The organism is Vibrio sp. V39_P1S14PM300, from assembly GCF_009904765.1.
Classification (GTDB): domain Bacteria; phylum Pseudomonadota; class Gammaproteobacteria; order Enterobacterales; family Vibrionaceae; genus Vibrio; species Vibrio proteolyticus.
In genome coordinates this window covers 1-25,303 of record NZ_WXWP01000173.1, presented here as the reverse complement: position 1 = coordinate 25,303, position 25,303 = coordinate 1, and the positions used below count along the sequence as shown (strand labels likewise).

29 protein-coding genes are annotated in these 25,303 nt (G+C 50.2%); 3 read left to right on the top strand and 26 right to left on the bottom strand.

What is annotated here, in order from left to right:
* Nucleotides 1-153: 153 nt before the first annotated feature.
* The 23 genes from CAG65_RS08770 to CAG65_RS08665 all read right to left on the bottom strand — a co-directional run bounded on the left by CAG65_RS08770 (nt 154) and on the right by CAG65_RS08665 (nt 18,452).
* The gene (locus CAG65_RS08770) at nt 154-1,089 is read right to left on the bottom strand and encodes a hypothetical protein (protein ID WP_161453381.1); all 936 of its coding nucleotides are present in this window, start codon (nt 1,087-1,089) and stop codon (nt 154-156) included.
* On the bottom strand, nt 1,077-1,754 hold the full coding sequence (locus CAG65_RS08765) for a hypothetical protein (RefSeq protein WP_161453380.1): 678 nt from the start codon (nt 1,752-1,754) through the stop codon (nt 1,077-1,079). The genes CAG65_RS08770 and CAG65_RS08765 overlap by 13 nt, the downstream gene beginning before the upstream one ends.
* Nucleotides 1,741-2,313, bottom strand: coding sequence for a baseplate complex protein (locus CAG65_RS08760; protein WP_161453379.1), 573 nt, complete (start codon nt 2,311-2,313; stop codon nt 1,741-1,743). Before CAG65_RS08760 ends, CAG65_RS08765 begins: the two co-directional genes overlap by 14 nt.
* The gene (locus CAG65_RS08755; RefSeq protein ID WP_161453378.1) at nt 2,310-3,167 is read right to left on the bottom strand and encodes a hypothetical protein; all 858 of its coding nucleotides are present in this window, start codon (nt 3,165-3,167) and stop codon (nt 2,310-2,312) included. Before CAG65_RS08755 ends, CAG65_RS08760 begins: the two co-directional genes overlap by 4 nt.
* Nucleotides 3,164-4,747, bottom strand: coding sequence for a phage tail-collar fiber domain-containing protein (locus CAG65_RS08750; protein WP_161453377.1), 1,584 nt, complete (start codon nt 4,745-4,747; stop codon nt 3,164-3,166). The genes CAG65_RS08755 and CAG65_RS08750 overlap by 4 nt, the downstream gene beginning before the upstream one ends.
* A 16-nt stretch (nt 4,748-4,763) precedes the next feature.
* On the bottom strand, nt 4,764-6,143 hold the full coding sequence (locus CAG65_RS08745) for a hypothetical protein (protein ID WP_161447548.1): 1,380 nt from the start codon (nt 6,141-6,143) through the stop codon (nt 4,764-4,766).
* Entirely contained in the window at nt 6,140-7,339 is a 1,200-nt protein-coding gene (locus CAG65_RS08740; RefSeq protein ID WP_161453376.1) for a baseplate J/gp47 family protein, read from the bottom strand. Before CAG65_RS08740 ends, CAG65_RS08745 begins: the two co-directional genes overlap by 4 nt.
* Nucleotides 7,330-7,650, bottom strand: a complete 321-nt coding sequence (locus CAG65_RS08735; RefSeq protein WP_161447545.1) for a DUF2590 family protein — start codon at nt 7,648-7,650, stop codon at nt 7,330-7,332. Before CAG65_RS08735 ends, CAG65_RS08740 begins: the two co-directional genes overlap by 10 nt.
* Complete coding sequence (locus CAG65_RS08730; protein ID WP_161453375.1) at nt 7,647-9,383, bottom strand: phage tail tape measure protein; 1,737 nt, start codon at nt 9,381-9,383, stop codon at nt 7,647-7,649. The genes CAG65_RS08735 and CAG65_RS08730 overlap by 4 nt, the downstream gene beginning before the upstream one ends.
* Complete coding sequence (locus CAG65_RS08725; RefSeq protein ID WP_161453374.1) at nt 9,373-10,038, bottom strand: DUF7217 family protein; 666 nt, start codon at nt 10,036-10,038, stop codon at nt 9,373-9,375. The genes CAG65_RS08730 and CAG65_RS08725 overlap by 11 nt, the downstream gene beginning before the upstream one ends.
* An 11-nt stretch (nt 10,039-10,049) precedes the next feature.
* Entirely contained in the window at nt 10,050-10,187 is a 138-nt protein-coding gene (locus CAG65_RS22445; RefSeq protein ID WP_443084052.1) for a DUF6890 family protein, read from the bottom strand.
* Between the two features lie 47 nt (nt 10,188-10,234).
* Nucleotides 10,235-10,603 carry a putative phage tail assembly chaperone gene (locus tag CAG65_RS08720; protein WP_161453373.1) on the bottom strand — a complete coding sequence of 123 codons (369 nt, stop codon included), beginning with the start codon at nt 10,601-10,603 and terminating at the stop codon, nt 10,235-10,237.
* 116 nt (nt 10,604-10,719) lie between these two features.
* On the bottom strand, nt 10,720-11,157 hold the full coding sequence (locus tag CAG65_RS08715; RefSeq protein ID WP_161453372.1) for a hypothetical protein: 438 nt from the start codon (nt 11,155-11,157) through the stop codon (nt 10,720-10,722).
* Nucleotides 11,154-11,645: a hypothetical protein gene (locus CAG65_RS08710; protein WP_161453371.1), complete on the bottom strand. Its 492-nt coding sequence runs from the start codon at nt 11,643-11,645 to the stop codon at nt 11,154-11,156. The genes CAG65_RS08715 and CAG65_RS08710 overlap by 4 nt, the downstream gene beginning before the upstream one ends.
* Entirely contained in the window at nt 11,642-11,974 is a 333-nt protein-coding gene (locus CAG65_RS08705; RefSeq protein WP_161453370.1) for a hypothetical protein, read from the bottom strand. Before CAG65_RS08705 ends, CAG65_RS08710 begins: the two co-directional genes overlap by 4 nt.
* 18 nt (nt 11,975-11,992) lie before the next feature.
* On the bottom strand, nt 11,993-12,451 hold the full coding sequence (locus tag CAG65_RS08700; RefSeq protein WP_237668205.1) for a phage protein: 459 nt from the start codon (nt 12,449-12,451) through the stop codon (nt 11,993-11,995).
* Nucleotides 12,452-12,454: 3 nt separating this feature from the next.
* Nucleotides 12,455-13,609: a DUF2586 domain-containing protein gene (locus tag CAG65_RS08695; RefSeq protein ID WP_161453369.1), complete on the bottom strand. Its 1,155-nt coding sequence runs from the start codon at nt 13,607-13,609 to the stop codon at nt 12,455-12,457.
* A gap of 6 nt (nt 13,610-13,615) precedes the next feature.
* Nucleotides 13,616-14,293 carry a hypothetical protein gene (locus tag CAG65_RS08690; protein WP_161453368.1) on the bottom strand — a complete coding sequence of 226 codons (678 nt, stop codon included), beginning with the start codon at nt 14,291-14,293 and terminating at the stop codon, nt 13,616-13,618.
* Entirely contained in the window at nt 14,271-14,795 is a 525-nt protein-coding gene (locus tag CAG65_RS08685) for a phage tail protein (protein WP_161453367.1), read from the bottom strand. Before CAG65_RS08685 ends, CAG65_RS08690 begins: the two co-directional genes overlap by 23 nt.
* The gene (locus CAG65_RS08680; protein ID WP_161453366.1) at nt 14,792-15,259 is read right to left on the bottom strand and encodes a head completion/stabilization protein; all 468 of its coding nucleotides are present in this window, start codon (nt 15,257-15,259) and stop codon (nt 14,792-14,794) included. The genes CAG65_RS08685 and CAG65_RS08680 overlap by 4 nt, the downstream gene beginning before the upstream one ends.
* Nucleotides 15,260-15,363: 104 nt before the next feature.
* Nucleotides 15,364-15,951, bottom strand: coding sequence for a phage terminase small subunit (gene gpM / locus CAG65_RS08675; protein WP_161453365.1), 588 nt, complete (start codon nt 15,949-15,951; stop codon nt 15,364-15,366).
* 148 nt (nt 15,952-16,099) lie between these two features.
* Nucleotides 16,100-17,419 (bottom strand): phage major capsid protein, P2 family, encoded by a 1,320-nt coding sequence (locus CAG65_RS08670; RefSeq protein ID WP_161453364.1) that lies wholly within the window; start codon nt 17,417-17,419, stop codon nt 16,100-16,102.
* Nucleotides 17,420-17,459: 40 nt separating this feature from the next.
* The gene (locus tag CAG65_RS08665; protein ID WP_161453363.1) at nt 17,460-18,452 is read right to left on the bottom strand and encodes a GPO family capsid scaffolding protein; all 993 of its coding nucleotides are present in this window, start codon (nt 18,450-18,452) and stop codon (nt 17,460-17,462) included.
* A gap of 136 nt (nt 18,453-18,588) precedes the next feature.
* Here CAG65_RS08665 and CAG65_RS08660 point away from each other — a divergent pair, with 136 nt between their 5' ends.
* The 3 genes from CAG65_RS08660 to CAG65_RS08650 all read left to right on the top strand — a co-directional run bounded on the left by CAG65_RS08660 (nt 18,589) and on the right by CAG65_RS08650 (nt 22,526).
* Entirely contained in the window at nt 18,589-20,421 is a 1,833-nt protein-coding gene (locus tag CAG65_RS08660) for a terminase large subunit domain-containing protein (RefSeq protein ID WP_161453362.1), read from the top strand.
* Between the two features lie 3 nt (nt 20,422-20,424).
* A complete protein-coding gene (locus tag CAG65_RS08655) occupies nt 20,425-21,465 on the top strand; it encodes a phage portal protein (protein WP_161453361.1) in 1,041 nt (346 codons plus the stop codon).
* 590 nt (nt 21,466-22,055) lie between these two features.
* Complete coding sequence (locus CAG65_RS08650; protein WP_161453360.1) at nt 22,056-22,526, top strand: hypothetical protein; 471 nt, start codon at nt 22,056-22,058, stop codon at nt 22,524-22,526.
* 184 nt (nt 22,527-22,710) lie between these two features.
* Here CAG65_RS08650 and CAG65_RS08645 read toward each other — a convergent pair whose 3' ends face one another.
* From CAG65_RS08645 to CAG65_RS08625, 3 genes are all read right to left on the bottom strand, one after another.
* Nucleotides 22,711-23,208 (bottom strand): hypothetical protein, encoded by a 498-nt coding sequence (locus CAG65_RS08645; protein WP_161453359.1) that lies wholly within the window; start codon nt 23,206-23,208, stop codon nt 22,711-22,713.
* 298 nt (nt 23,209-23,506) lie between these two features.
* Nucleotides 23,507-24,232, bottom strand: coding sequence for a hypothetical protein (locus CAG65_RS08635; RefSeq protein WP_237668784.1), 726 nt, complete (start codon nt 24,230-24,232; stop codon nt 23,507-23,509).
* A 150-nt stretch (nt 24,233-24,382) separates the two neighbouring features.
* Nucleotides 24,383-25,240, bottom strand: a complete 858-nt coding sequence (locus tag CAG65_RS08625; RefSeq protein WP_161453357.1) for a hypothetical protein — start codon at nt 25,238-25,240, stop codon at nt 24,383-24,385.
* Nucleotides 25,241-25,303: the final 63 nt, after the last annotated feature.

Below are 25,303 nucleotides of genomic sequence, written 5' to 3'. Positions count from 1 at the left end.
GCTTGCATGTGTCTCATATACCTATACTAGACAAAGGTACTCCTATCCATCGTGCCTTAAACCTATCCATTTTTTCATTGAAGATAAATGTAGCTCTTTGCCCTTGATGGCTTTCAAGGGCATTTTTTTGATACTTTGGTGTGAAGGAGCGAATTACACGAGCGGCTTTACTTTATCGGCTAAGGCGTTTGCCTGGGAGCCTTGCCCTGCAATTTCTGAGGCGTTTTCCGGTACTCCGGTCGGTCCGTCGGGGGCTGGGTGGGTATGCGTTGATAAGGCGGTCGCTAATTGGTTCACGACGTCTGTTAGCTGGTAAAGAATGTCAATGGTGTTCACCGTTTCATTGCCGATCTTTATTTTGCCGCCTTTCTCCACTTGCATTGAAATCAGTTCGCCAGCAATCGCTTGCTTCTTACCTGCGACGTTTTCATTGAGATCGGATGCCGTGGTGAGGTTCAATGACTCTAAGGATGCGATCTCAACGTGGCCAGTGGTCAACATCATAAGCGCACCAAGGGCCGTGAGCTGATATTTCCCCCCCACGTTCTCGATGACATGAGCGGTTATCTCACTGTTTTTTGAGACGGCGTGTGTCTCAATATGACCCACAATCTGATGCAGTTTGGCACTGATTTGCTGCAACTGATGATCGGTGGTCTGTTCAATATTGCCGCTGGCATCGATGGCCATTCTGGCGCCCTTTCTTGCCTGGGTGATGAGCTCCCCGGGTTTGCAGCTGGCCAGCGTCGTTCCATAAGGCAAAACAGTGCTGATGTAAGGTTTGTTGATGTCCCCAAACGCAAAGCTCAGCTCCACAATGGCGCCTGGCTCTGGAAGTTGCATGATCCCGCCGCTGGCACTGAATGAGCCCGAAACGGCGATATTCGGCATTTCAGGCGCATGGGTCTCATTGCCTTGCTTGTCCAGCAACTTGACGCTTACAGCGTATCTGGGGCGAAATGCATTGCTTAAATCGCCCTCGTGACTGTTTTCATTGATGGTCGTGACCACGGCCCACACCGGCACGTGCCAGCCCTGGGCAATCTCGGGATAATGTTTTTTGAGGATTTGTGCAATTAGCTCATCCATTGTATTTGCATCTTTTCTTTGTGTAATTCAATGTTTCTGACTCGTTGGCCATTGATTAAAACGCCTGGGCGTAACAATGGATTCATGGGAATTTGAGCGCTGTTATTCTGCGCGTTTTCTAAATATTGATGCGGGATCGGAATGTTGCGACCGTTCCAGAGTGAGTCGGACCAGGAGCCAACAAAAATACGGCCATCACCTTGCTGTTGCCAGGTGTATTTTTTGATGCCGTAGACATCGCCTAAATCATCCAGCAACGTATATCCGGTGCCGTGATTGATGATGTAGGCGGCGGGCGTTTTTACATAGTCAGTGTCAGGGGTTACGAACTGCAAGCCCGTTATCGTTGTTACGGTAGACAGAACATCGGTCAGCGTGGCGTGTTGAATGGCCAGCGGCAGCGTATTACGCAGTGCGGCGCTCAGCTCTCTGCAGAACAGCGAATAAGCGCCCTGGTTGATTTGTTTGTAGCTTTCAACGTACCCCATAAACCAACGCGTCAGCGTGTTGTTATAGCCGCATTCGTACGCAACCACTTGTTTCATATTGGGCTGAATGTTGGTCAAAATGGTGGCGGTGCCAGGGCTGCGGTAAGCCAGGTTACACACCACATCGATCGGCTTTGCTTCCTGGTTGCCAATGAATAGCCGTTCATTGAGTTTCACTGCTGTTTTCCTCCGGCGCATTCATGTATTGACCGAGTTGATCATCCATATACTTAAAAACGCGCTCCAGGCTGCTCAACTGCGTTTCTGGCGGGATGTTGGCGCTGTCTTCGGGGTGTGCCGTGTCACCGCCTTGCGTTTGTTGTGTCGCGCCTGGGATGGCTTCTCTTTGTGTTTTCCGCTCTGGAACGGAGAGCTTTTCTCGCAAGGAGAAGTTAACGAGCCAGGCGAGATTATCTTGTTGCTCGTCAACGGCGACCTCACCCACAAATTTAGCCTGATAAAACTTCATCGCATCGGCGGCGTCATGGCCAAGTCGGTAGACTGTGCGGCTGCCATTGTCATCGACGGATTCGGCCATATCGACCAACTCGGATAACCATTCTGGTGCAGAATATGGGATCAACATGTTCACGGTCATTTCTTTGGCTTTGGCGCCCTCTTCGGCGGCGTCTGTACCGCTGCCCGTTCCGCTCATGTCTGAATCACCAAAGGGCAATTTGATATTAATCCGGATCTCTTTTCCTCGGATCTGTCGGTTGTTTAATCTCAGAGTCATACATTTACCATCTGATAAAAAAACGTGGGCTCTTGGTCACTGACCATCAAAAATAAGGTGCTGTAAGGCTCGGCGCTGATACGGGTTTCACGTAACTGTTTGGCCATGTTTGCCGGTGTTCCTGTCAGCCTGACTGCGTAGCATTGGCCTTGAAAAAGACGGATGAAATTTGAGACATCAGTCAGGAGTGTATCCATTGTTTGGCTCTGCAGTGCGGCCAGTTGCTTTAAGCGCTCCACGGGGGAGACGGCGCTTTCAGCGCACGCCTGCGCTTGTGCGAGTTCGGCGCTTAAATAGTGCTGTGTCGTGGACAATGGCGCCTGGTAAGCAAAATCATCCGTTCTCCAGTAGGGATTGAGCCGGCGAGCCGGTATCTGCATTTTTTCGATGGCCAGGACGGCATTTTTTTGGGCGTGATCCGTGACGGCTAACCATTCAGGGAAGGCCAGCAAGGTGGTGATCGCGGATAGGTTGGCGGCAAACGTGGATTCTGTGGAGCCCGTAATCACCAGGGCTAAACCATGTTGGCCAGAGACCGGATCGTATTGTTCGGTCAGTTTTTGGGCGGCAAACGTCGCCGCGGTATCGGCAGATAAATGCTGCTGTGTGCCTATCCGGTATTGGTAAGGTGTCAGGGCAACCGCAAAGCCAGAAAATAACAGGCTGTTTAATTGTTCACGCAATGCGGCCAGGCCGGCGGCAGAATCGGCCAATTCTGACGGTGTATGCAGCGTGTGTGATAGCTTATCCAGTTGACTTGCCTGGTTGGCGACGTGTGACTTTAACTGCCCGATAAAGCCAGACGCTTGAGCGTGGATGCTCTGCGCTGCCTGGGGAAAGGTGATGCTGTTCATAGGCTATCCGGGACCCGATATTTCACTTTGACGGCGTACACCACCACGGTGGTATTCGGGCGGTTTTCCTCGCCTCCCGTCTCCTCGATGTCTGCATCGTGTTTGTGGGTGCCGCTACTGCCCATTGAGTGGCCGTGAGATCCTAGCACCATGCTGTGGATGTGGGCGGTATTGTCGACTAATCCGGATACGGCATTTTTTTGTGTGCCGTCGCCGGACCATTTACCAACGAGACCACGTATTATCGAACCGACTTTAGATAGCCCGTCAGCAGTGGTGTTACCCAACAGCCGGATGGCAGGCGCTGTACTGGTGGTGTTTTTGGTACCTAAATCGGTGCTGTTAATCGGGTGGATATGGCCACCCGAATCTTTGATGGTAGCGGCGTGGTTGTGGCGCAGGATTTCTTGCTCGAGTTGCGAGCCTGGGTCAATGCCATCCGCAAACTGTCTCAAATACCCGTGGGTACACCAGTTGGGCAGAGTTAAGGTGTCTTCAGTGATACCCAGGTAATCAAAATAATCGGGGTAGTCCGCTTTATTGAGGGTTGCGCCATCAATCGGCAAGTAGTCGCTATCAATATCGGTGTTTTGATAAATCCTAACGCGGCCCAGCTTGCCCTCAACTTGTCTCATGATGGCGAGCATTTGACTCATGGACTGGGCCATGTCGGAGAATCGCTGCTCATAATCTGAGTTGAGCGCTTTAAGCTTTTCATCGGTCCGGCTAAGTGCGCGTAAATCCTGGGCGTCTGACGTTGATGTCAACTTTGCCAGGGGCGCAGCGTAATAGGTCACGCCACTCTCAATAAACGTGGGCGCCAGACTGTCCTCGATGCGAAGGGTGTTAATGGTCATCCATTCACTGTTGGCCTGGCCTTGAAAAGTGGCCACTAAATACACCGTTTTCGGGAACACCACATGGGTTAAATCCAGTGGTGTGACGGTGGTCAGTACCGACTTTAAACCGCCGACGTAGCCGGCGCCGGGTTCGATGGTGGCGGTGATGGCGCCGGCCGTGTGCGACACTTTCCAGCCATCCTCCAAAAACGCGGCCTGGCCGTACTCGGTCAGGTTGTTTTTTCTCACGCGCTCATCCATGGCGGACAATCGGGTATTGAATTCTAATTGCCAGGTTTCTGCAGGCACGTTGATCTGTGTGAGTGCCTGAGCGTTTTTGTAGGTCGTGACGAGGTTGCGTGATAGCGTGTCGCCTTCAATGCCCGCTAAGGGGTCGGCCTTAACCTTGCTTTGCTCGGGTTCGTGGATAATGACACCGGCCAGGTTTAATGCGCTGTTGACCAGATAGATAGCATTGTAATTCCAGGTGCCAATATCCGTACCCAATAGGCACGAATACACCACCGCATCCGGGTTGATAAAGCCTTTGTTATTCTCGGGGATGTCGTAGCGATACTGGATCTGGTTTTCTGGCGGCAGTGTTTCGTCAGGGTCGATCGGTAACGAAGGATCCAGCCCCGGAATCAATGCAAAGACCACCTGATCTAAAATAACCGGCTCGCCGGCGGCTTCCTGTTGGGCTTTGTAAGTGGCTAATGCGTTGGTTAATTGTTGCGTCATACTAATACCTTCATTCTTACTGTTCGACGGTGACATAAACAAAATCACTGTCGACTGAGCCAGATTCGTTTGTTACCTGGCACCAATACCGATGAGTACCGGCGTTGATTGTGCTGACTGTCATCGTGGCACTCAGACCGCCGTATCGCTCGGGAATGGGCGAATCAATGACAGAGCCGCCTGAGCCATATTGGTTGTACCACTGGTAGGAAAGGGTACCGCCGCCGCTGTCTGCAACGATTGAAAATGTATAAGGTGCACCGATTGCGACCGTTGGGTGATCTTGAGGTTGTTCAATGATGGTGGGCAGGGCCGGGCCGACAATGACCGCAACGCGGTCAGTGCGAACCATTTGATCAAATTCGTTGTAGGCAACAAACTGCCGTGGGAACGTGTCTTGATTCGGGTACTCACTGGTATAGCGGGCAGACGTGCCGATACCAGAAGAAATCACAACATCATTGTCTGGGTTGATGCATTCCCAGCGCAGCTGGCTACCATGGGCGTTAAATTCGGCGGTAAGCGTGACGGTTTCGCCAGCGGGCAGGCTCGCACCAACAGGTTGAGTTTCTACGGTCGGAGGGGCAACGACGGTGACATAAGCCGTCACACTGTTTATCGCGCCGGCTTCATTCCATATTTTACACCAGTAACCATGTCGGCCTGCATTGACGGTAGAGACTCGCATCATGGCGGTATTGCCCCCAAAATCAGGCGATACCGGGCCCTTTTCGTTTCCAGAGGTCGAGTTGTACCATTGATAGTGAATATCGCTATCCTGGTCATCAACAAACACGGCAAAGCTGTATTGCTGGCCCTGTTTTACGTTGGCGTGGTTCAATGGTTGGCGCGTGATGCCCGGTAGCTCTGGGAAAAAATGACAGACATTGCTGATGTACTGACAGGTCATTTGTCCGTAGTGATTGGTCAAGGCAAGCTTATTGGTGACGTTGTACTCATAGCGCCGGCATGTGGCGCCATAGGTTTGAATCAATAAGTTAATGAGATCCTTTTTACCCGCTAATGCTTCCGGATCCAGCTCTAGGGTCACAATGTCCCAGTCCCGATCGGGCTGTCGTTCCTTAATGTCATAAACACTGACACCTAGGCGCTCAAATATGCGATACAGGCCTGCGGTCATGCCGGCGTCTTCTGCGTTCACGAAAGCATAATCAACCCGCTTGCGGTAAATCAGTTCATCTTCACCATCCAGACGCTCTATTTTTCGTTCCCAGGCGACATAATCCACGATGATGAGATCGCACGTCATCAGGTCAAACTTGCCCAATGAAAGGCGACACCATGTTTCGACTTTTTCCCAGAAAGATTGTGACGCTGCAGCGAGCTTCCTCAACTCGCCTTTGCTCATCCAAAACGGCAAAGTGATGTGCATCATACGCCGGCCCTCGGTGTTTCGGTCAGGGTGAGCGTGTTGATTCGCGCTATCTCTAAGCCGGTTCTAAAATCCCGGTTTGGTGTGTACAGCGTCTCGATGAGTGGGAACTGATTCCGGATCTCCTGGTTGAGTGTGGAGTAGCTGAATAAGGATTGTGGCCAGGTTTGAGTGACATGCTCATAAGCCTGGTTTTCTCGAAACGCACAGCGGATCAACTGCTCGATGTCCTGAAACAGTGTGCTCTTTTGTGCGTCGGTCAGGTTGGCCACGGGCAGCACTTCAAAAGTGATGTCTTGCGGCACATCGGGCAAGTCCATGGCTAACATGTCATCACCCAGGCCGTGATGGCCATCATCACGCACTGCTTTGTTGATGGCATCAATGAAAGGTTGTGAAGGGATGCCACTGTCCAGCAAAATATAAGCGTTGGCGCTGCCTGGTCCACGTGGTGCGCCGTGCTCAATGTATATTTGATCCGCTTTGACGCCGCCAAACTCCGACATGATGAGCTTGTATTTGTCATCAATAAACCAGCCTGACACCGATTGAAAAGCGCTTCTGTAACGCTCTCTTGCGTCAGCGTCGCTTTCTTTATCTTGCCCTGGCTGCGTTAGCCAGTCTGCAGGGTTATACACTCTGAGTAAGCCCGGGAGTGGCGTTTGTGGGATTTGGTAATAGCCGGCGCCCAGGTTGTACGCGGCGCCGGTGGCCTCTGCTTCGCATTGGATGGAGAGCTGCGCCACACCGGCAGGCAGCGTCTCCTCTTTGAGTGTAACCAACTTATACATCACGCCATTAATGCGATCGGTGCTAATGGTAAAGCCAGCCGGCAAGAGGATTTCCGGTGCGGTGAGTTCACGTTCAAAAATAACGTAGCCCTCGGCTTTGCTGGCGTCTTTTCGGGTCAGGTTCACTGACCACAAATACATATCCAGAAAATAGCCGGTGGCCGTTCGTACAAACGACTGAGGCAAAATGTCGGTAATCAAAAAGGTTAAAAGCCAGAAATACGCCTTGGTGATCATGGCCTCGATCAGTCGCCAAAACGGGGAGAAGGTCGAGTCATTGTTGATAAGTGAGCCCTGGTCCTTGACTTCCTGCTGAAAGACCGCTTTGACTTCTTCAGCCTCGGTAGGAATGTTGGCGTTTTTTACCAACTGTTGAAAGTCTTGGTTTGGGTCGTGAGTCATAGCCATGCTTCAATTACTCCAAAGTCGTAGCTTTTCGCCGTTAACTGGCGTTTGTCGTTTATCCTCTGAATTTTTCCGGTGCCCGGGATGACTCTGAGGTCATCCTCCGCCAGTAAAATAATTCGGTGTTCGACGTCGGCGATCTCTGTCGGGCTGCGCTCTGCGACAAGCTCAACGGCCAGTCCGCTTTCTAAGATCGCGTGTTTGATGTCCTGGGCGATAACAACGCGGTCGGTGGTTATCACTGGGTTTTGACCATCGTCTAAAAGGATGTCCTCATTGACGATCAGTAGGTCGCTGTAAATGGGGTTTGTCATGATGACCACCTTGCCAGGGCGTTATTGATGGCATTGGGATCCGTCAATTGCTGTGGATAAATGTTCATCGTGCCGATGGTGTTTGAATTCGTTTTGTTACTGTTGTTGTTATTGATGTAACTTGACGGTATCGGTTGTACAGAAGCCAGGTTCGCTGTCTGGTTGACGTCAGGCAGACGTTTATTCAACGCTTCGCGCCGTGCATCGATGTCGATCGTTGCCTCGTCACCATCTGCAAACCACCCCTTCACTTTTGCCCAGGCATCACTGAGCCAGCCGATAAAATCATCCCAATAGGCCCATAGGGCCGCAACGGCAGTGATCACACCCACGATGGCAACAGGGATCCATCCAATGGTGGCAATAAAGGCCGCACCGACGCCCCAAACGGCGGGGATCATCGTAATGAGCAGCTTGGTTAAGCCTGCGATACCTGCCCACATGCCACCCATAAAGAACTTAGACACCGCCCAGATAGCGGTCAGGCCCACCCAGGCTAGCTGAGTGACACCGGTGACAAGGGATAGCAGCGCCATACTGGCGCTGAGTATCCCAATGCCGATCACCAGATAGCCCACCATTTTTGTGAGGTTAGGAAAGAGGTTCATCCAGCGTCTGAGTGTCTGACCGCCGGCGATCATGTAATTAATAAAGGGCTGCAGCGAGCCACTTAACGCCTGACCAAACACAATTTTTACGTTGTTTACGGCTTGCCCTAATTGCGCATAAGGGTCGGCAATGTTTTTGGCCATCGTCACGGCGCGCTCCATGCCTGAAACGTGGTTCAATGATTCAATATTGGCTTTCAGTGCATCGGTGTCATGCCATAAGTTGCCGAGCATACCGGCGGCGTTCGTGCCAAAAGCCGTGTTGAGGATGCCCATTTCCTTGAGTCCTAAATCATCCCCTAATTTGGCTTTTAGCTTGTCGATGATTTGGACCATGCCAAGCGCTTTACCGTTGGCGTCAGAAAGGCTGATGCCTAACACTTTCTGAGCATTAGGCAGCGCATCCAGAAACCCTGCATAAGCGGTGCCGGCAACACTGCCTTGCATCGTGGATTGAAGGGAACCCAGGATCGCGAACTGCTCTGCGGAACTGATGCCCTGGTTAGTGGCCCTTGCACCGACACCGGCAAACGCCTCATTCATCGCGCTACCGGTGGTTTTAAATAACTGGACGGCCGTCGCCGTTTGACCGGCGATTTGCTCTACCCATTTATCCTTGCCGATCGCATTCGCATTCTTTTTAAAAATGCCATACATGGTGCCCATGTAGTTGGTGATCGTGGCGGTATCGGCTTTGGTGGCGGTCGCTAGCACGGCGGATGCGTTCGTAAAGGTGGCCAGGTTGTTTGCGCTGAGTCCATCGATGGCCGATTGAATGTCATAGGAAGCGCGGACAAAATCAGACGCGCTTTTGCCATAGGTTTCAGAAAATACGATGGCCTGGTTTTGAACGGTATTCGCGGCGTCTGCGCCCAGGGCGCTGTCATTAAACAGTGACATCAGTTCACCGCGTGCGGCGTTCATCTCTCGCGCGGGTCCAGTCAGGCCGTCGAACATCGCGCCACTGGCCCAAAGGCCAGCGGCGCCGGTTCCGGCCGTTTGCCAAGCTTTTGATGAACGGTCGGCCATCGATTGCAGACCAGCAAAGCTTTTCTGTACGCCTTTAAAGCCTTTCTGAGTGCGGTCGTTTAGCCAGACGGTAAAGCTTAATTGATTAGACGCCATTTAAGATGTCCTTAATGTCTGGCGATAAGGTGTGATCCAGTACCGCCTGGGCGCAGGGGTCAGACCAAAGCAGTGACACGCTTTTGGCCAGGCTGGATGATTGCAGCTTTTTGGTCAGGTCTGACATCAGTGTCAACTCGCGTGCCAAAATGGCATTGATACGACTTTCGAAGCCGGCATAGGCGCCGTTCAGGTCGGTTAAAATCTGGGTGATGGCTGCTGTGTCAATCTCTCCGGAGACGTACCGCGCAATAGCATCCATCTGCTGCTGCGCTGTTGTGGTCATGCCGTTTAAAAACTCGTCGATATCCCCCAGGAGTGAGCCGGTGGCGTTCATTAGATAATCGCAGCCTTGTACGTCTTCAATGCGATTGACGCCGGAGGCACAGTTAATCGTGGCAAAGAGTTGATCTAAATGTGTCTGCATTTGGCCTTTTGATGCCGTTACGCACACAAGGGATCCATTAATGGCGGCGTGTGTGGCGTCGACCAGTTCCTGGGTGACGCCCTCGGCAGGAGGAGCGGCAATAGGCAGACTGTCAATGGCGCTATTGGCGTTGCCCAGAGTGGTCAGCGTACTGGATGTCAGAGTCAGGCTTGGGCTGTTTAAGCCCAGGCCGTTTTGTAGGATTTCGTTATACAGGTCATCGTTCATTATCACACCTACTAAGGGAACGATTTTACTATTCCCTGGTTCACTGCCAGTGTTAATGACTCGTGATGATGTTCATCTAACCACATAGCCCTGGCTAAGTTCTCAATATCGTCATTTTCATGCGGTAAGTAATGCCGCCTTAGCGCCATTAATTGGCTGACACGGCTCTTGCGATAGGTGGCAGCCAGGGCGGTGATCAGTCCAATGATTGGCCGAAATCCGGCTCAACTTTGTCTGTGACTGCTATCATCATTTGGTTGAGTACGCCTTTCACCTTGAGGGCTTCGGCTAAAAAGTCATGGTGCTCTTTGCAGACCACGCCCATGAGATAGTTTTTGGCCGCGGCGGTCGGAGAGATTTTCCCGCTCTGTGACGCGTTCAAAAAGGCGTTGTACTCGTTCAAGCTGATGGAAAATTGAATGCCGGAATGCAGTTTTTTACCGTTGATCACCAGTGGCACCACCACATCCGTGCTGCCCTGCAAAGACTTAAGCAGGCTAAGCGCTTCGTTTTCTGGTAAGGCATCCGCGTTGGTTTCTTGACGGCTATTTTGTGGTTTCGTCATGGCTTTGTTCCTCATGAATCAGTGTGTTGACGTAATTTTGCAAACCGATCAACTGCGCTTTTAACTCGTAGTAGGATTGGTAATTTCGGACGATAGTGGGTAAGGCCAGGCGCAGGTCATTGCGTTGCACCACGATCGGATCCAGTGTTTCCAGTTGCTGAGGTGGGCGGATCATTAATGATGCGTCCGGCTTCGGCGGTGAGCTCTCCAGGAGCGGCGGCTCGGTTGTGGAGGCGCACCCATTCAGAAACAAAATCAGCATTGCAGCCGGTGTCGGCCGGCTTAGAGACCACCTTGATGATCTCTTTTTCAATTGGGACATAGACGGTCACCACTTCCTTTTTTTGGGCCGCGGCATCGAGGCCAGATTGATACGCTTTCTTTTCGATGCCCTGTTTTTTGTCGATTTGCTGCAGGGTGCGAGCGTTGTTTTTCTGCTCGTATTTCAGCGCGGCAGCCTGGTAGCCGCTGTCATAGATGGCGTTGTAAATGACATAACACAGCCCCGCAATGACAACGGCGATAAGGAGGTTGCGCCAGCTCTGCAACGTCATAGGGCCAACACTTCGACAGGGAAACTGCCCTCAAACTGCTCTGGCTTTCCGGCGCCTAATGGTGTGTTGTAGTGCTGTTTCCAATAGTTGGCCATGGCCTGGATATCGCCGGCTTCAGGAAGCGCCGCCGGCACACGTAGATAGTGGATACGGCACATCGCGACCTGATAGGCCAGATTCCAAATGAGTGAGCCAGTGCAGACGCTGTCCACATGTCCGGCTTGCTCGCCCTGGGTCACCAAAGACAACACTTTCTTTTTGAGTTCCGGTTTGTACTGCAGATAGTTGGCCCAAATATCGGCATGGGTCGCTGGCTCCATTTGAATCACGCCACAGGCGGGCCCATTCCCCAATTGGTGCAGAAACTCACCTTTGTTGGATTCATGCCATATCGAGCCGATCACCAGCTGACGTGCGGCGATAGAATCCAGGCCAATGGTCTGCAGGGCAGGGACGATAACAAGTTGGTAAAATTGTTTTGCGTTCATTTCTTCCACCATAGGTCTTTAATGTTGGCCAGGGCTTGCTTAGGGTCGTTGGCAAAGCTCTCACCAAACTTATTGAGTATTTCCAGTACATAGCGGTTTAAGTACGTCAAACAGCCCACAATCACCGCTCGGTTGTTTTCGTCGATGGCCTCATAACTCATTAGGCCCAGGTTGGCCACGTAGGCCACAAAACCGGCGAACACGACGCCGGTGATGATGGATTTGAAGGTGTGTTCCTCGGTTCTTAATACGCTGGCCAAAAAGCCGAGTATGGCGACGGTAATGAGCGTTGAGCTTTCGCTCACCTTGGCCGATAAGTTTTGAAGCACAGCTGACGCTCCTGGTAGTTAGTTGCTGATGTGCTTGGTTTCTTCCGGTTTCAGATAAGGCACACCGTTAATCCACACAAAATCGCTGCTGGTTACCGGGCATTCAATTTTGTGGACAAGTCCGTCCTCGCTCGATGTGTCGACATCGAGTAGGTCGGTGATTTTTGGCTGACATCCAAACGCTTCGACTTTGAGTGAGAGATCCGCGCCGGCCTTTTTCATGTATCCCATGAAGTCAAACGGCGCCATGCCGCGGAACGAGCCGGCGTTTTTGGCTTCCTCAATCACTAAGTTGAAGTTGTAGGAATCCATTTCCAGCGTCACGGTTGCCTCAACACTGCCAGGCAAATGACCATCAGGCACACCGCGAGACGTGGCGGTCTTGCTGTTGTCCGTAATGGAGACGGTGACTTTTGAACAGGTGATATCCCGACTGCCGATCGAGACATCCATTTCTAACCCTGAGAATTGCGGCATGTCTTATCCCTCTTGCAAACTTAAGTCGATGCCCACCCCGACGGTGATGTCTTTCGGGCTGTAATACGGGCGAACGGTGATGTAAATCTTGACCTGGCGATCATCAATCCAGTTGATTTCGATGGCGTTATCACCGGGTGGCTGGATTTCGCCAGGAAACGGCACGCCATTGATCTGAACGGCGCGAGCCATGATTAACAAAGGCTTTCTGTAGACGGCTTTGTGTTTTTCCTGACTCTGAGGTGTGCTGTTTAGCGAACGGTCGGCAATGGTCGGGATCGCAATCTTATAAACCTGGCGGCAGGCTTTCAGAACCACTCGTAAGTTTTCAATCAGCTTGTAATCACCGGTTTCTAAATCAAAGGTGTTGCCGTCAGCCCAATACCAGCCTTTCTCACCTGGGTAGCTTTGAGGGACGCTGTAACCGAGTGCATCAAGATCAGCAAAGAGCGTGCCTGGCATAGGGGCGCCGGCTTTGTCAGTGGAGGCGCTCCCCATGCCCAATAGGGTGCCGGTTTTGGTACGCATCGGTGAATCTGCGACCGTCACGCTGCGGTTACACAAACGGCCAGCTAAGATGCCCAGGTCATTTTCAAACAGCGTGGGAACACACATCACCCGCTCTGCAACAAAGTTGCTGACCAGTGAGGCCAGCGCAGTTTTGTAGGCGGCCCAGTCCTGGCCGGACTCTGGTGTGGCGTCAATCGGACTGGTGCGCATCATGACAAACATGTATTGAGCGCTTTTGCTTTGGACGTCGGCCATTTTTGTTTTGGCGACTTCTAAAGCAGCAGCATCGGTTACAGGATCGCAGACCACCACGGACTCATAGGCGTTATCGACGATGGCCCTATCCAGCGCATCCGTCCAGCTTCCCTCGGCCTCTAAGCCAAAAAATGCCGCGGTCCAGTTCTGGCCAGCGTTTAACTGAGCCGCAACCAGATCCTTATAGGCATAGGAATCCGTATCTGATTTTGTTGTTTTTGCGGCGGTTTCACTGAAAACTTTATCCAGGTCAGTGCCGGCATTCAGAGACGTGATTTTGTTCTGTAGGCTTGCAATCGTTGTTTTACCAATGAACACAAATCGGCGCTCAACTTCATCAGGCGTGTTTTGATACTGGTTGATGTTATCAACTTGAACTTTACCTAGAGCCATAGTGTTTTATCCTGTCGTTACGTTAATGAGCTCTTGAGCCAGTCGCTTTTGAGCCGCTTTGTTATCCATGCCTAAAAAGGCCCGCTCTGGCGGTTGAATCTTCCAGGTCTTTTTCGGTTTATCGCCGGTCAGGTCGCGATAGATTGCGCCGAACTGGCCTTGTGTCAGATTGTCCGTTATCCATTTAACGCTGGGTTTCTTTCGGCCTTTACCGCTCTTCCTGACCACCGTAAAACCGGCATCGATGAGGCGTTTCGCTTGTTGCCGGGTCGCGGGATCCCGGTAATGGTTCGCGCTATCATTTTTGCTTTTGCTGCGGATCTTTTTCAGTTTCGCCGCGGTCCAGTCTTCTGCCGTGCCATGTTGCTGCTCATAAGCAATGTTGCCAGCGCCACGGTTTTTGAAGTAATCCACTCTGACGCGGTCGGCCATGACATAGTCAGAAAGCGGTCTGGCCAGGTTCTTTAAGAGTTTCTTCTTTGAGCGGCCTTTGCGTTTGGCAAAGGCTTTGCCGTGGATGTCTGTTTGCTGCCGGATGTTCTGTTTGGCATCCCGTATGACGGCTTTGCCGACTCGGCGTAATACCCTGCGTTTTTTTGCCGGCGTCAGTTGCATCAATTTGATGGTGTTGATGGCCTGGCGAATGTCGGCTTTGGGTGACTTAATGGTCAGTGGTGAACGCATTGGGGAGCACCTCGCCCTTTTCAGCCAGATAAACGACATAGGGCTGAATTACCCACTCTTTACCCGCAAATGAGACATCCCCCGCGGCGCCATCGGGCGCCCGCTTGGCGGTAATGGACTCCACAAAATCCATCGTAATTTCCAGGTCAGCCATCTGGCCGTTGTTGTACGCATCAATATCCACGCTTGGCGGCTTGAGTTGGTGCCGCTCTCTTTCCCGATCGTGCTCTGTGGTCCAGGCCATGACGCGAGCCATGACGACATAGGGGTCAACCAGGTGGGTCGGCATATCCTCGATGCTGAAAATGGCGCTGTATTGAAAGCGACCGATCACCATAGTGTCGCTGCCCATGTCTTTGAACATCGGGATTAACTGGCCGTTGCTCATGTAGGCATCAAACTTGTCTTTGCATGGGCTGCCCCATTTTGACTGGAGGTAGTCGGTCAAATGATCCCCCAGGGCTTGCAGGTAGCAGACGCTTTCAACGGTTTGCGTGCTCATAGCAACATCACCGATGTGGTGCGGATCTCTAAAATGCCACGGATAGCGAGCTGAGATTCACGCAGTAATTCGTCATACGTACTGCGCTCTTCTTTGGCCAGGTTGTTGGCCTCTTCGCGCCGGTTCACGGTCTTGAAATGCGCAAGCAGTGTGGCTTTTGCACGGTCGTAAACCGCGGACACAAACAAAGCGGCCGCGGCGCCGGTGCCATCGATGATATGGCCACATTGCTTAGCGCTTGTTTTCCCGCCCGATATGGCGCGTTTTTGCCAGTCACTGAGTTCAATCAACACCATGTTGATCGCACGGATAAGCGCATCCCGTTGCTGGCCAGCATCGTACTCAGTCGGGATGCGGCGCTTATTCTGGAAGTCAGACAAGCGAATATTTGGCCAGAAATCCTCAGTGACGATTTCATCGTTATGGTGTTGGTCTGACTGTTTTTGATATTGAAATCGTGACATGAGCACCTCATTAAATGGGAGCGGCGTTAGCGTTTGGACAATGACACCCTATGCCCCCTGGGCTATGGTCATTCCCCCACTAAGCCGCGGTGGGGTTGGAGTCTTTAATCGTCGTCATGATCAATCATGAGCAACGCGAGTCTTTTATTAATCTCTGATATCCGAGTGCCGACGCCGGCACGGCTGTATATCGCTTCCGCTTTGGTAAACATGGCGAGCGCCGTTTTTAATTGCTGTGGGTCCGACACGTGCCGCGGCTGGGTCCGGTCCTTCCCCAATGCCATCAGGCCAGCCAGCTTGTAATATTTCGCGGTCACCACCTCATAGGTATTCAATTTTTCGGTCACCAGTTTGAATACCTGGTCAAAATAAGGCGCCGTAGAATGGCCCGCTTTAAACTGTTTTTCTGACCAGTCGAAAACGGTGTCAGCAACGAATTCAGGCATCGATGACTTGATGAAATCCGGCGTGTCATACCCTTTTTCTATGGCTTCCAGGCCAATCTCCAGCGCCTGGCCCATGTCCCCAGCGTCGAATAACCAGACCATTAAGAGCACTTTCAGGGATACGGGGATATCTTCCCGCTTCAGATAGGGGCGATAGTGCTCAAGTACCTTTTTCTTGTACTCAATTTTTCCGGCCAGGGGTTTGATGCTCTTTAGCTGCCGGATATCGCCCTCAATGGTGCTCATGACGAGATCCCATGTTGACGCGGGTTGAGGCTGTGCAAGGGCTCTGGCCGCGGTGTTTCGTTCCTGGGCTTGTCTTTGCTGAGCTTCGGCTCTCAATCTCATACTTCTGCGCAACATGGGGGAAGTCATGGCGGTTATCTCCTACGGGTTACGCGGCATTGACGGTCAGTGTCGCGGTGGCTTCTTTGCTGCCGCCATCACCGATACACGTGACTTTGACGGTGTAGTCGCCGGCCGTCATGCTTGTGGTGTCAAGCTCCAGGTTGGCGGAGTCGGTGCCGGTTGGGGCCGTGTCCAGCGTCCATTCATAAGAGGTGGTGTTTTCCGCAATGACGCTGAAAGACGCTGTTTGGCCAGCGGTCACCGTTTGATCGCTCGGTGGCGTGGCAATGACCGGTGCGGCCGGCGCACTGTTTGACGGACCGATGATCACGCTGTTTTCGTCATACGCTGCGTATTTCTCCAGGTCTTCAACCATGTAATCTTCCATACGCCAGTAAGTGGACTCTAAGCGCGCTTTGTCATCATTGTCTTTGACCTTGCGGCGCTTGGTGCCGCGTTGGTTGTACACGGACAGGTTGCGGTAAGACGTCACCACCATGCGCTTACCAGGGAAGTAAGCCGGTACGTAGGCCGGGCGTCCTGCGATAGACTTGGCCAACTGCTGAGCGTCGTTGTGCTCGCTTGGCTTATCCGCCTCGTTATAGAGTTTGTACTGCGCGGCCGCGATCAGTTCCCGACCGACCAGGACCACGAGATCGGGGGCGTTGATGTGGTGAGGGGCCAGGACATTATTGATCAGGTCGTTGGCCATGGAATCCAGTGTTTTGTAGGTGTAGAGCGGAGCCCCGTTAGCGTTTTTGGTGCCCTCCGGATCAAAATAGATGTCACCACCGGCGCCGTCATCTTTGACAATCTGGTTCGGAGCCTGGCGCTCGACGTGGGCCTGCCAGCCCTCGTTGACGTCTTCGCCCAGTGGGTTTGTCTCCGGGTTGGTGGGACGTGACGCCTGCTTGCCGTTCCAGCCCACTTTGACAATATCGGCAGCGATCTGCTTGTTGGTGTAAGCGTTCACCGCTTTGTTGAACTGACCCTGAGAGCCGGCATTAATCCAGGCGGCCTGCATCAACCAGGACATGCGGACCATGGTGTCGGTTTCTTGCAGTTTGTACGCGTTGCCAGTGAGATCCGGTGTGGTGCCCTGGAAACGTCCTTCATTCGCACCCGCGCGGCCAGTGGATAGTTTATCGGTCCCGACGGTAACCGCGGTCCCTTCGGTCTGGTCCACATCAATGATGTTGATTTTGGCCAGAAACTCACTGCCCTGGATAATCGCTTCGCGTAGTTTTACTTCTTTGGGCGGGGTGACATCGAACATGTGTTTCGTGTTGTCGACGCTGTACCCCTTAGCAATCGTCTGACAATAACTCTGGATGGCCTTTGCTAATGCTGTTGATTTAAACGACATCGTTTAACTCCTCTCTATTGCGCTGAAACATGAATGACGGTTAAACGAGTTCGTCGTCACTATCTGTGGTGGTTTGCTCGCCAGCCGGCGTGCCAGGGTGCTCGCCATTGATGGCCAGCAACAGCGTGTTATTGATGGTGTTGAGTTGCTCTTGAAGGGCAACCAGATTCGCGTTGTCACTTTGGCCTTTATTCTTGTCATCGCCTGGCTCTTGGCTATCCAGCTTGGCCATGAATTGATTCAGCCGCTCTGACAGTTCGTCAATGCGCTCGGAATCGGTCTTAGGCTGGTCAACGGAGAGGGTGATACCGAGCTTTTCTAATTGGGGCGCCAGTGTTTCCACGAGTTTTGATGCGTCGCCGGTCAACGCTTTATCCTGCGCTTTTGATGCATCGGGTTGGCCGAATTTCTGCGTAAACATCTCTGTCAAAGAGGAGACTTGCGCTGTCAGTTCCTCCATCTGCTTTTTGTCCACTCCGCTCATTGGGGTTTCCTCTTCGTTTTCTTTCTGAGTGTCCTGGTTAAATTGGTGGCGTAACCAGGACATGAATGTGTTGTCTTCCGCTTTTTCCGGCTCTTGAAGTTCGGAAAAGTCGAACCGAATAAAATCGGTGGTTTGGCGTGCGTCCAGCGTTTCGCTGGAAAAGGCAATCTGCTCGGTTCCGACGGAGGCCGGTTTCGGTGTCACGGCCAGGCCAACAAGATACGCCTCCCCGCTTTTTTGAAAATCCGGCTCAATTTCCATCGACGTGAACAGGACCTCTTCTTTGCCCATCTCAATCAATTTCTGATTGGGCTCAATGTTGGCCGATACGCACGCTTCCCCCTCATCGTTTTTGCCCAGCTTGAGGGCGAGCACCTTGCCATAGGTGCCGTAAAATTTGGGGTTCCAGTGATTGAGGTTGATGACCGCTGTGTATTTATTCGGGTTGTAGTTTTTGACGGCTTGCTTAAGCCATTTTTCTTCGATGACGCGGCCATCGACGGTATGGCCAGCCGTGCCGATCACTTTGAATCCGGTTTCTAAGCCCATCTCTGTACACCGTGATTGATTGATGGCTTTAGCCTAAAAGCAAACGCTGGCACTGACGATCACCAGAAGTTGTTAATCGTGCCATTAACAACTTTTGCTCAGTAACAATGGATAGGGGCTATGTCATTCTTGATGCATGAAAAATTCGAAGTATTCAGACGAACAACGCGACAAGGCCAAAAAGCTGTATCTGGCTGGCATGAACCCAAAAGAGATCGCCAATGAAGTTGGGGTCAACGGTAGCCGGACGATTTACAACTGGGCGAAGCGTTTTCATTGGGATGATGAGCTTTCAGAATTCGGTACTGAGCGGCTCCTGGAATTACGTCTGCAGCAACTGACTCAGCGTGAGAAGAAAACCCGGTTAGAGCTGGATGAAATTGATCGACTGATTAAAAACGTGGTGACGCTGCGCCGCTCAAACTGCGAGCTGGAAGAGAGAAAGCAGGCCATCCGGCAAGCGGACGCCCAATTGCAGTATATGGAGAAAATTGGCGAATGTCCCCAGGCCGGATCCCGTGCGTCTCACGGTGATAAGTCCGGCAACCGTCGCAAGAAAAAAGTCAAAAATGATGTGTCTCATCTGACAGAAGCGTCGTTCCAGACGTGGATCGGCAGTCTGTTTAAATATCAGAAAATTCAGTTTAACAATCGACATCAGAAAGAGCGCTGGACACTGAAAAGCCGTCAGATTGGTCTGACGTATGAGGCCGCAGGGGAAGCGCTTTTTAAAGCGGTGATAAACGGCCGAAACCAGACGTTTTTGTCGGCATCACGAGCCCAGGCTGAGGTGTTCCGTAGCTACATAATTCACATTGCCAAAGAGTTTTTGGGTATCGAGCTGCAAGGGAACCCCATCAAGTTACCCAATGACGCTGAATTGCGATTCCTTGGCACCAACAAAAACACCGCACAGAGTTACAGCTCGGACGTCTACATTGATGAGGCGTTCTGGATCAATAAGTTTGACAAGATCTATGAGGTGGCGTCCGCAATGGCCACACTGGCCCATCACACTATCACGGTGTTTTCGACGCCCTCCACCAAACAACACAGCGCCTATCCGCTCTGGTCCGGCTCTTGGTGGAAAGGCCAGGATAAGGACCGCATTGATATCGAGTTTCCTACGCTCGAACGTCTGCGTAAAACGCCGCAAGTGTGCGCGGATAAGCGCTGGCGATTTGCCATCACCATTGATGACGCCATTGCTGGCGGTAACACACTCATTAACCGTGCTGATCTGGAGGAACGTTACAGTAAAGATGCGTTTGCTTATCTGTTTCTGTGTCAGTTCATGGATGAAGCCGACAGCATTTTCAAGCTAAAAGACATTGAACTGTGCAGCGTGGATATCGATGACTGGACGGATTATGACAGAGAGTTGGTCAGGCCGTTTGGTGATAAAGAGGTTTGGATTGGTTATGACCCATCCAGGTACAACGACTTTGCACGCTGCTTTGTGGTTGCGCCGCCGGATGCGTACAACGTGGTCGCCCAATTGGACAAGTTTAAGGATAAGTTCCGCGTCCTGGAAGGGTATGAATGGAAGGGGTTCAACTGGCAATGGCAGGCGGATCAGATTGAATCGCTCACACAGCGTTTCAATGTCCAGCACATCGGCATTGATATTTCCGGCATCGGCTCGGGGGTTGGGGAGCTGGTTCAGGCGTTTTTCCCTCGCGCCATGCTGATTAATTACAGCCTGCAGACGAAAACAGAGCTCGTGTTGAAAATGTTGGACGTGGTTCAACACCGGCGGATCTTATGGCCATCGACAGAGAAGACGATCGGTGTGTCTTTCATGGCCATTAAGCGCAAAGCCACGGGGAAAGGGCAAATGACGTTCGTTGCCGAGCGGACAGAGGAAACCGGCCACGCGGATGACTTCTTTGCCCTGTCGCACGCACTGATTAAAGAGGGCTTAAACGTGAGTCGTAAACGTCAATCCACTTACCGCATAGGACTGTAGACCATGCAAAACACAACAATCACAACACAAATGGATGAGGCATCGGTCAACGCCATCAACCGGCATGAGCGAGAGGATGCCACGGTGTTTACGTTTGGGGGCGTTGAGCGCGTCGACGTCGTGAACCCTGCCCATTATGACGGGGTTGAGTATGACGCTTTTGAGCAATATTACTCCCCGCCAATTGAGCCCAATGCACTGTCCGACATGATGATCGCGAACTCGTACCATGGCTCTATTGTCGAAGCCAGGGCGCGAATTTTGGCTAAGGACTATCACGTCATTGATCTCATGCCATTCACCGACATGATGAACATGGCTAAGGATTTGGTGGGCTTTGGCCAGTGTTATTACCAGGTGTTTTACAATTTTCTCAATCAGCCGGTACGCCTGGCGCATGTGCCGGCACAACCGATCCGGAAAAGTAAAAATAATCGGTTTGTTCGCCTGAACTCGGATGAAACGAAAACCTGGTTTAAAGCCGGTGAACTCTTTCACGTCAAGCTGTATGACCCCAAACAGAATGTTTATGGTTTGCCTGACTATCTGAGCGGCTTGCAGTCGGCCATGCTGGCTGAAGATGCCACGTTGTTTCGGCGTCGGTACTACAAAAACGGTGCTCACATGGGTTTTATTCTGTACACCACGGATCCGAACATGACGCCGGCGGTTGAGGAAGAGCTGCAGGATGCGCTGAAAAATTCACGCGGTGTCGGTAACTTCAAATCCCTTTTAATTAACATCCCGAACGGGCAAGAAAAAGGTGTCCAGTTGATACCGGTGGGTGATGTGTCAACGAAAGACGAATTTCCCACGATTAAAACGGTCTCGTCGCAGGATGTCATGGTTGCGCACCGGTTTCCGCCAGGGCTGAGCGGTATCATTCCGGCGCAAGGTAGCGCGATGGGCGACCCGGAAAAATACAACCGGACCTATTATGAAAATGAAGTGAAGCCAATGCAAAAGCTGCTGGCGTCCGTGAACCAAATTTTACCGAAAACGAAACAGATTCGATTTGATGTCCCGGCCTTTTTGGTGAGCTAATACTGAGTAAAAAGGCCCTGCCGTCAGATTGAAATCGGCAGGGCAATAGCTAACGTGCCAGTTTGGCATTGCAACATCAACATGAGAGTTCTCATTTGATATAGCTAAATGATTATGTCGCATTTAATAAATCAGTCAAAACACTATAAGTGACAATGACCTTACTAATAGCGTTTAAAAATGTGCTGAGTCATTTGTTTTGGTAGGAATCAGGATTCCCTTCATTGACTCTGTATTTGGAACCACATAAAGATCTTACCTTCAGTTGAATGTTGGGGTATGCAGCATGGCCAAAGAAAAGATAGGATACTGTCAAATAGACAGTTTAATACTGAGCTCCAAAAGTCGGAGAGCCGTCGAAGAAGTACGCGATATTATGGCGCACGGAGATTTATTTAGTATCGCTGTGGCATCCGTGCCGGTGTACCAGATATTTTTTGGAACGCCCAGTATAAGAAATGCAGCGTTCGAGTCAGGGCTTTCAATTCGTGAGTATGACTGGGAGGAATGGGGTAGGGCTATGGTAGGAACCAACGCCATTGTGAAGAAGAAAGTCGCAGACGCTGCCTTTGAAGCAGTACTCAGTACTAATGGAAAAGAACAAGCATTTTGGAAGTGTGTATATGAATCTGCGTTATAGTGTAATTCTCCTTCTCCTAGTATCTGGATGTGCTGCCAAGGTGGATAAGTTTGACTATCTGAAGCAGTGGGATAGCAAATGGCAGACGTGTAATCAAGCGCGGAAAAACAGCACGGAAAAATTTCCAGAGTCTGTTTGGTTTAATAACCTCAATAAAGAAGATAAAAAAAATGTCCTGCTCTATGTTGACCGTCTGAAACAGTACGAATGTGCTAAAGTTGAAGCGGACAATTTACGAAATGCTTTGAGTGATGAAGATATCACCACGCTTAACGAGCTCCTCAAAGGTTTCGTCTATTTTGAGCCCCCAAGCAAAGAAGAAGTCTCGCATCTAGACCAAAACCAGTTAGACGCACTAGCCCAAAAAGCCCGCTTGTTTTCACCAATGAATGCGGCGGTCCAACTTAACTTGGTAGACTGATTTATGGTCAGGCCCGTCAAGGGCCTTTTTGTTACGACTTAAAGTCCTTACACACCTTTGCTACCGCACAGTGCCGTAACCCCGGAACCCAATGCAAACTGAAAATGCCAAGCGTTGCGAATCCCTCTTAAACGCTTTGTTAGTTTCATGACCAAACAATCAAAAAAGCCTAATAACTGTTGGTCTAAGTATCCCTAGTTTGTTTATCACTATCTTTACTAGAGTTTTTATCGGTCTCTTTTTCAAAGCGCCTAACCATTTTCTCGAAGTCCTCCATATTCTCACCTCTGGACGAAAACTTTGTCCTTTTACCATCTTTATCTTCTATTTCAATTTCGATGATCTTTGCGCTCTTGGCTCGGATAAACTCAGTGACTACACCTCTAACCAAATAAAGTACAGGAGCAGAAGCAGTAACAACAGTTGTTACTGTTTCGAAATCAGGTAAGGCATCTACCATATCTGAACCACGACGTTGCATGCTAATATTACTTGGGACAAAAGCGTTACAAAAATCGTGTTTCTGGGTTAGTTCTGTACAATGGTTAGCAAATTCCCTTTTCAACTTATCAACGCATTGCAGTCTGTGACTCCGTTCTATAGCTGTGTCATGAGGACGAATGCTACCCACCTCCAGAGGTTGGTAGCCTACAGATAATGTGAATTTTGTTTCTGTATCCATCGCAATCTTCCTTTTTAATTTAGCCAAACATATTAGAAGATAGTTCAGTTGGTACAAGTTTTGACAATATGCCCAAATCAAATGCTCCAAATACAAGTAATTCTTATAACTGGTACTCCAAATTAGACGAGACTGAGTAGATATAAACTAACGTGGATAAAATGATTTGAAACTAACGCCCTGTTAAGGTGTGAGCAACGCAATACCGAAGCGGCCACATACCACCTTAAACACTAAAACCAACACATAGTAAAAATGCCACGCGTTGCGAATCACTCTTAAACAGTTTGTTAAATGCCTAAAAACCTAGCCCCAACCGTTCCCAATGTTTAGCCCATCGTTCATATGCACTCGTATATATAAGTAATTCACGATGTTCGTTACTAAACATTTCTTGATTAAGGTTAACTACATCACGGAGTGCTTTTAAAGCTAAGATATTTATAAACATTGCGCTTTTTTGGAAGCCACGCCAAGTCGTCGTAGCTACCCATTTATGCTCATTTAATGGACACTCTATATCAAGGTGTTCAACAGACTGCTCAATAAGATGGAGATAGTTTTTGTAAACAAACTCTGCGCCCTGTAACAAACGACCAGCATCAATTATGTCCTCTATAATTGTAAAAGTATCGACGTTGGTAAGTTGTCGGGACAACTGATACTTTGTCGTTTTATCCAACGTAATATCGCAGAACTTTTCTAATGGTAAAACACTGGACTGTGATTGAATGCTTAGCTTTTCGAATGTTTCCCTAATTCGATTGAGGTGTTCATCTAAGGCTTTCTGCTCTTGCTGCTTTATTATCGCATCTCGTTGTTGGGAGATTTGCTCTCGAATGCCAAGATATGCAAGAAATGCAAATAGTGGTCCTAAAGTTCCGCTAGCATATGAACCAAAACTTCCCCAGTCACTTTGATCAGTTGAAAAAAATGGTAGCTCAACAAGTACAAACTGCACGAAATATAGTGTGAGGACTACGGCTGCTATTGCTGTGCAAACATACCACATTTTTTTCATCATACTTTTATGTCCATACTTTACTCATGTGGCATTTTACGCCCTGCTAAGGTGTGAGCAACGCAATACCGAAGCTTCCGCATCCCACCTTAATCACTAAAACCAACGCATAGTGAAAATGCCACGCGTTGCGAATCACTCTTTAACAGTTTGTTATACGATATGCCACAAGTGAAGCTGCCTATCTTGAGATGATGTAGCAAGATAGTTTGTTTTTACACCTAGTGTCGATGCTATTAACTTCACATTAAAACTCGAAAAATCAATGTCATAATTTTCTTTTGGGTGGGCATACCCTATAGGTTCCCCAGCATATATTGCTTCGTGAGCCAAATCATTTCGTAACCGAGAGAGAAGACTTTTACCGTCGATAGCTTCAGCCCAAGTAGGTATTTGTATATTGTATTTTTCGGCTAATTTATTGGGTCTTAAACCATGACTACAACCACTAATACCTGATAACTTAAACAAACCATCAAGAACTTTGTATTGTGCTTCAAATCGATCCCAAGGGTGATAATAGGATTGCCCAAGAAGAAACCAATGTATAACGGCAAACATTCCTTGCCGCTTTTTGGGGTTAGTATCATAAAAGCGAGACAAGTACTCTAAAGCTAGTTCTATGTCCCCATTACGAGGGCTTACCCCTGTTAATTTTCCAACCTTGTAAGCAACTCTGTCGATGTTGTAATACTCCGCAGGAGACAAGTAAACCCCAAAGAAGAAACCGATCCCTAGAATAAGAAACCTTGCTTTTTGCTCGCTATATGGTCGAAATATAATTGAGTGTGTAGCTGGTACAAGGTGATAGCTCGATGGCAAAGAAAGCTTCTTTGAGTGCTTCTCGCCTGGAAGCTTTTTTGCTTCAACAATCGGAGGATATATCCAACCATCACTAATTTCAGCTTTCGTCTCCAGCCAGTAAATTGATTCCTCAATATCCCAAAGAGGTCTAATTTCAATACTGTCGGAAACATAACGATTACAAGACTTTAGAAAACCAAATTCCACCGCTACCTCCTATCGTATAACGCCGCATTAAGGTGTGAGCGGCGCTTGGCTATACTTGAGCGA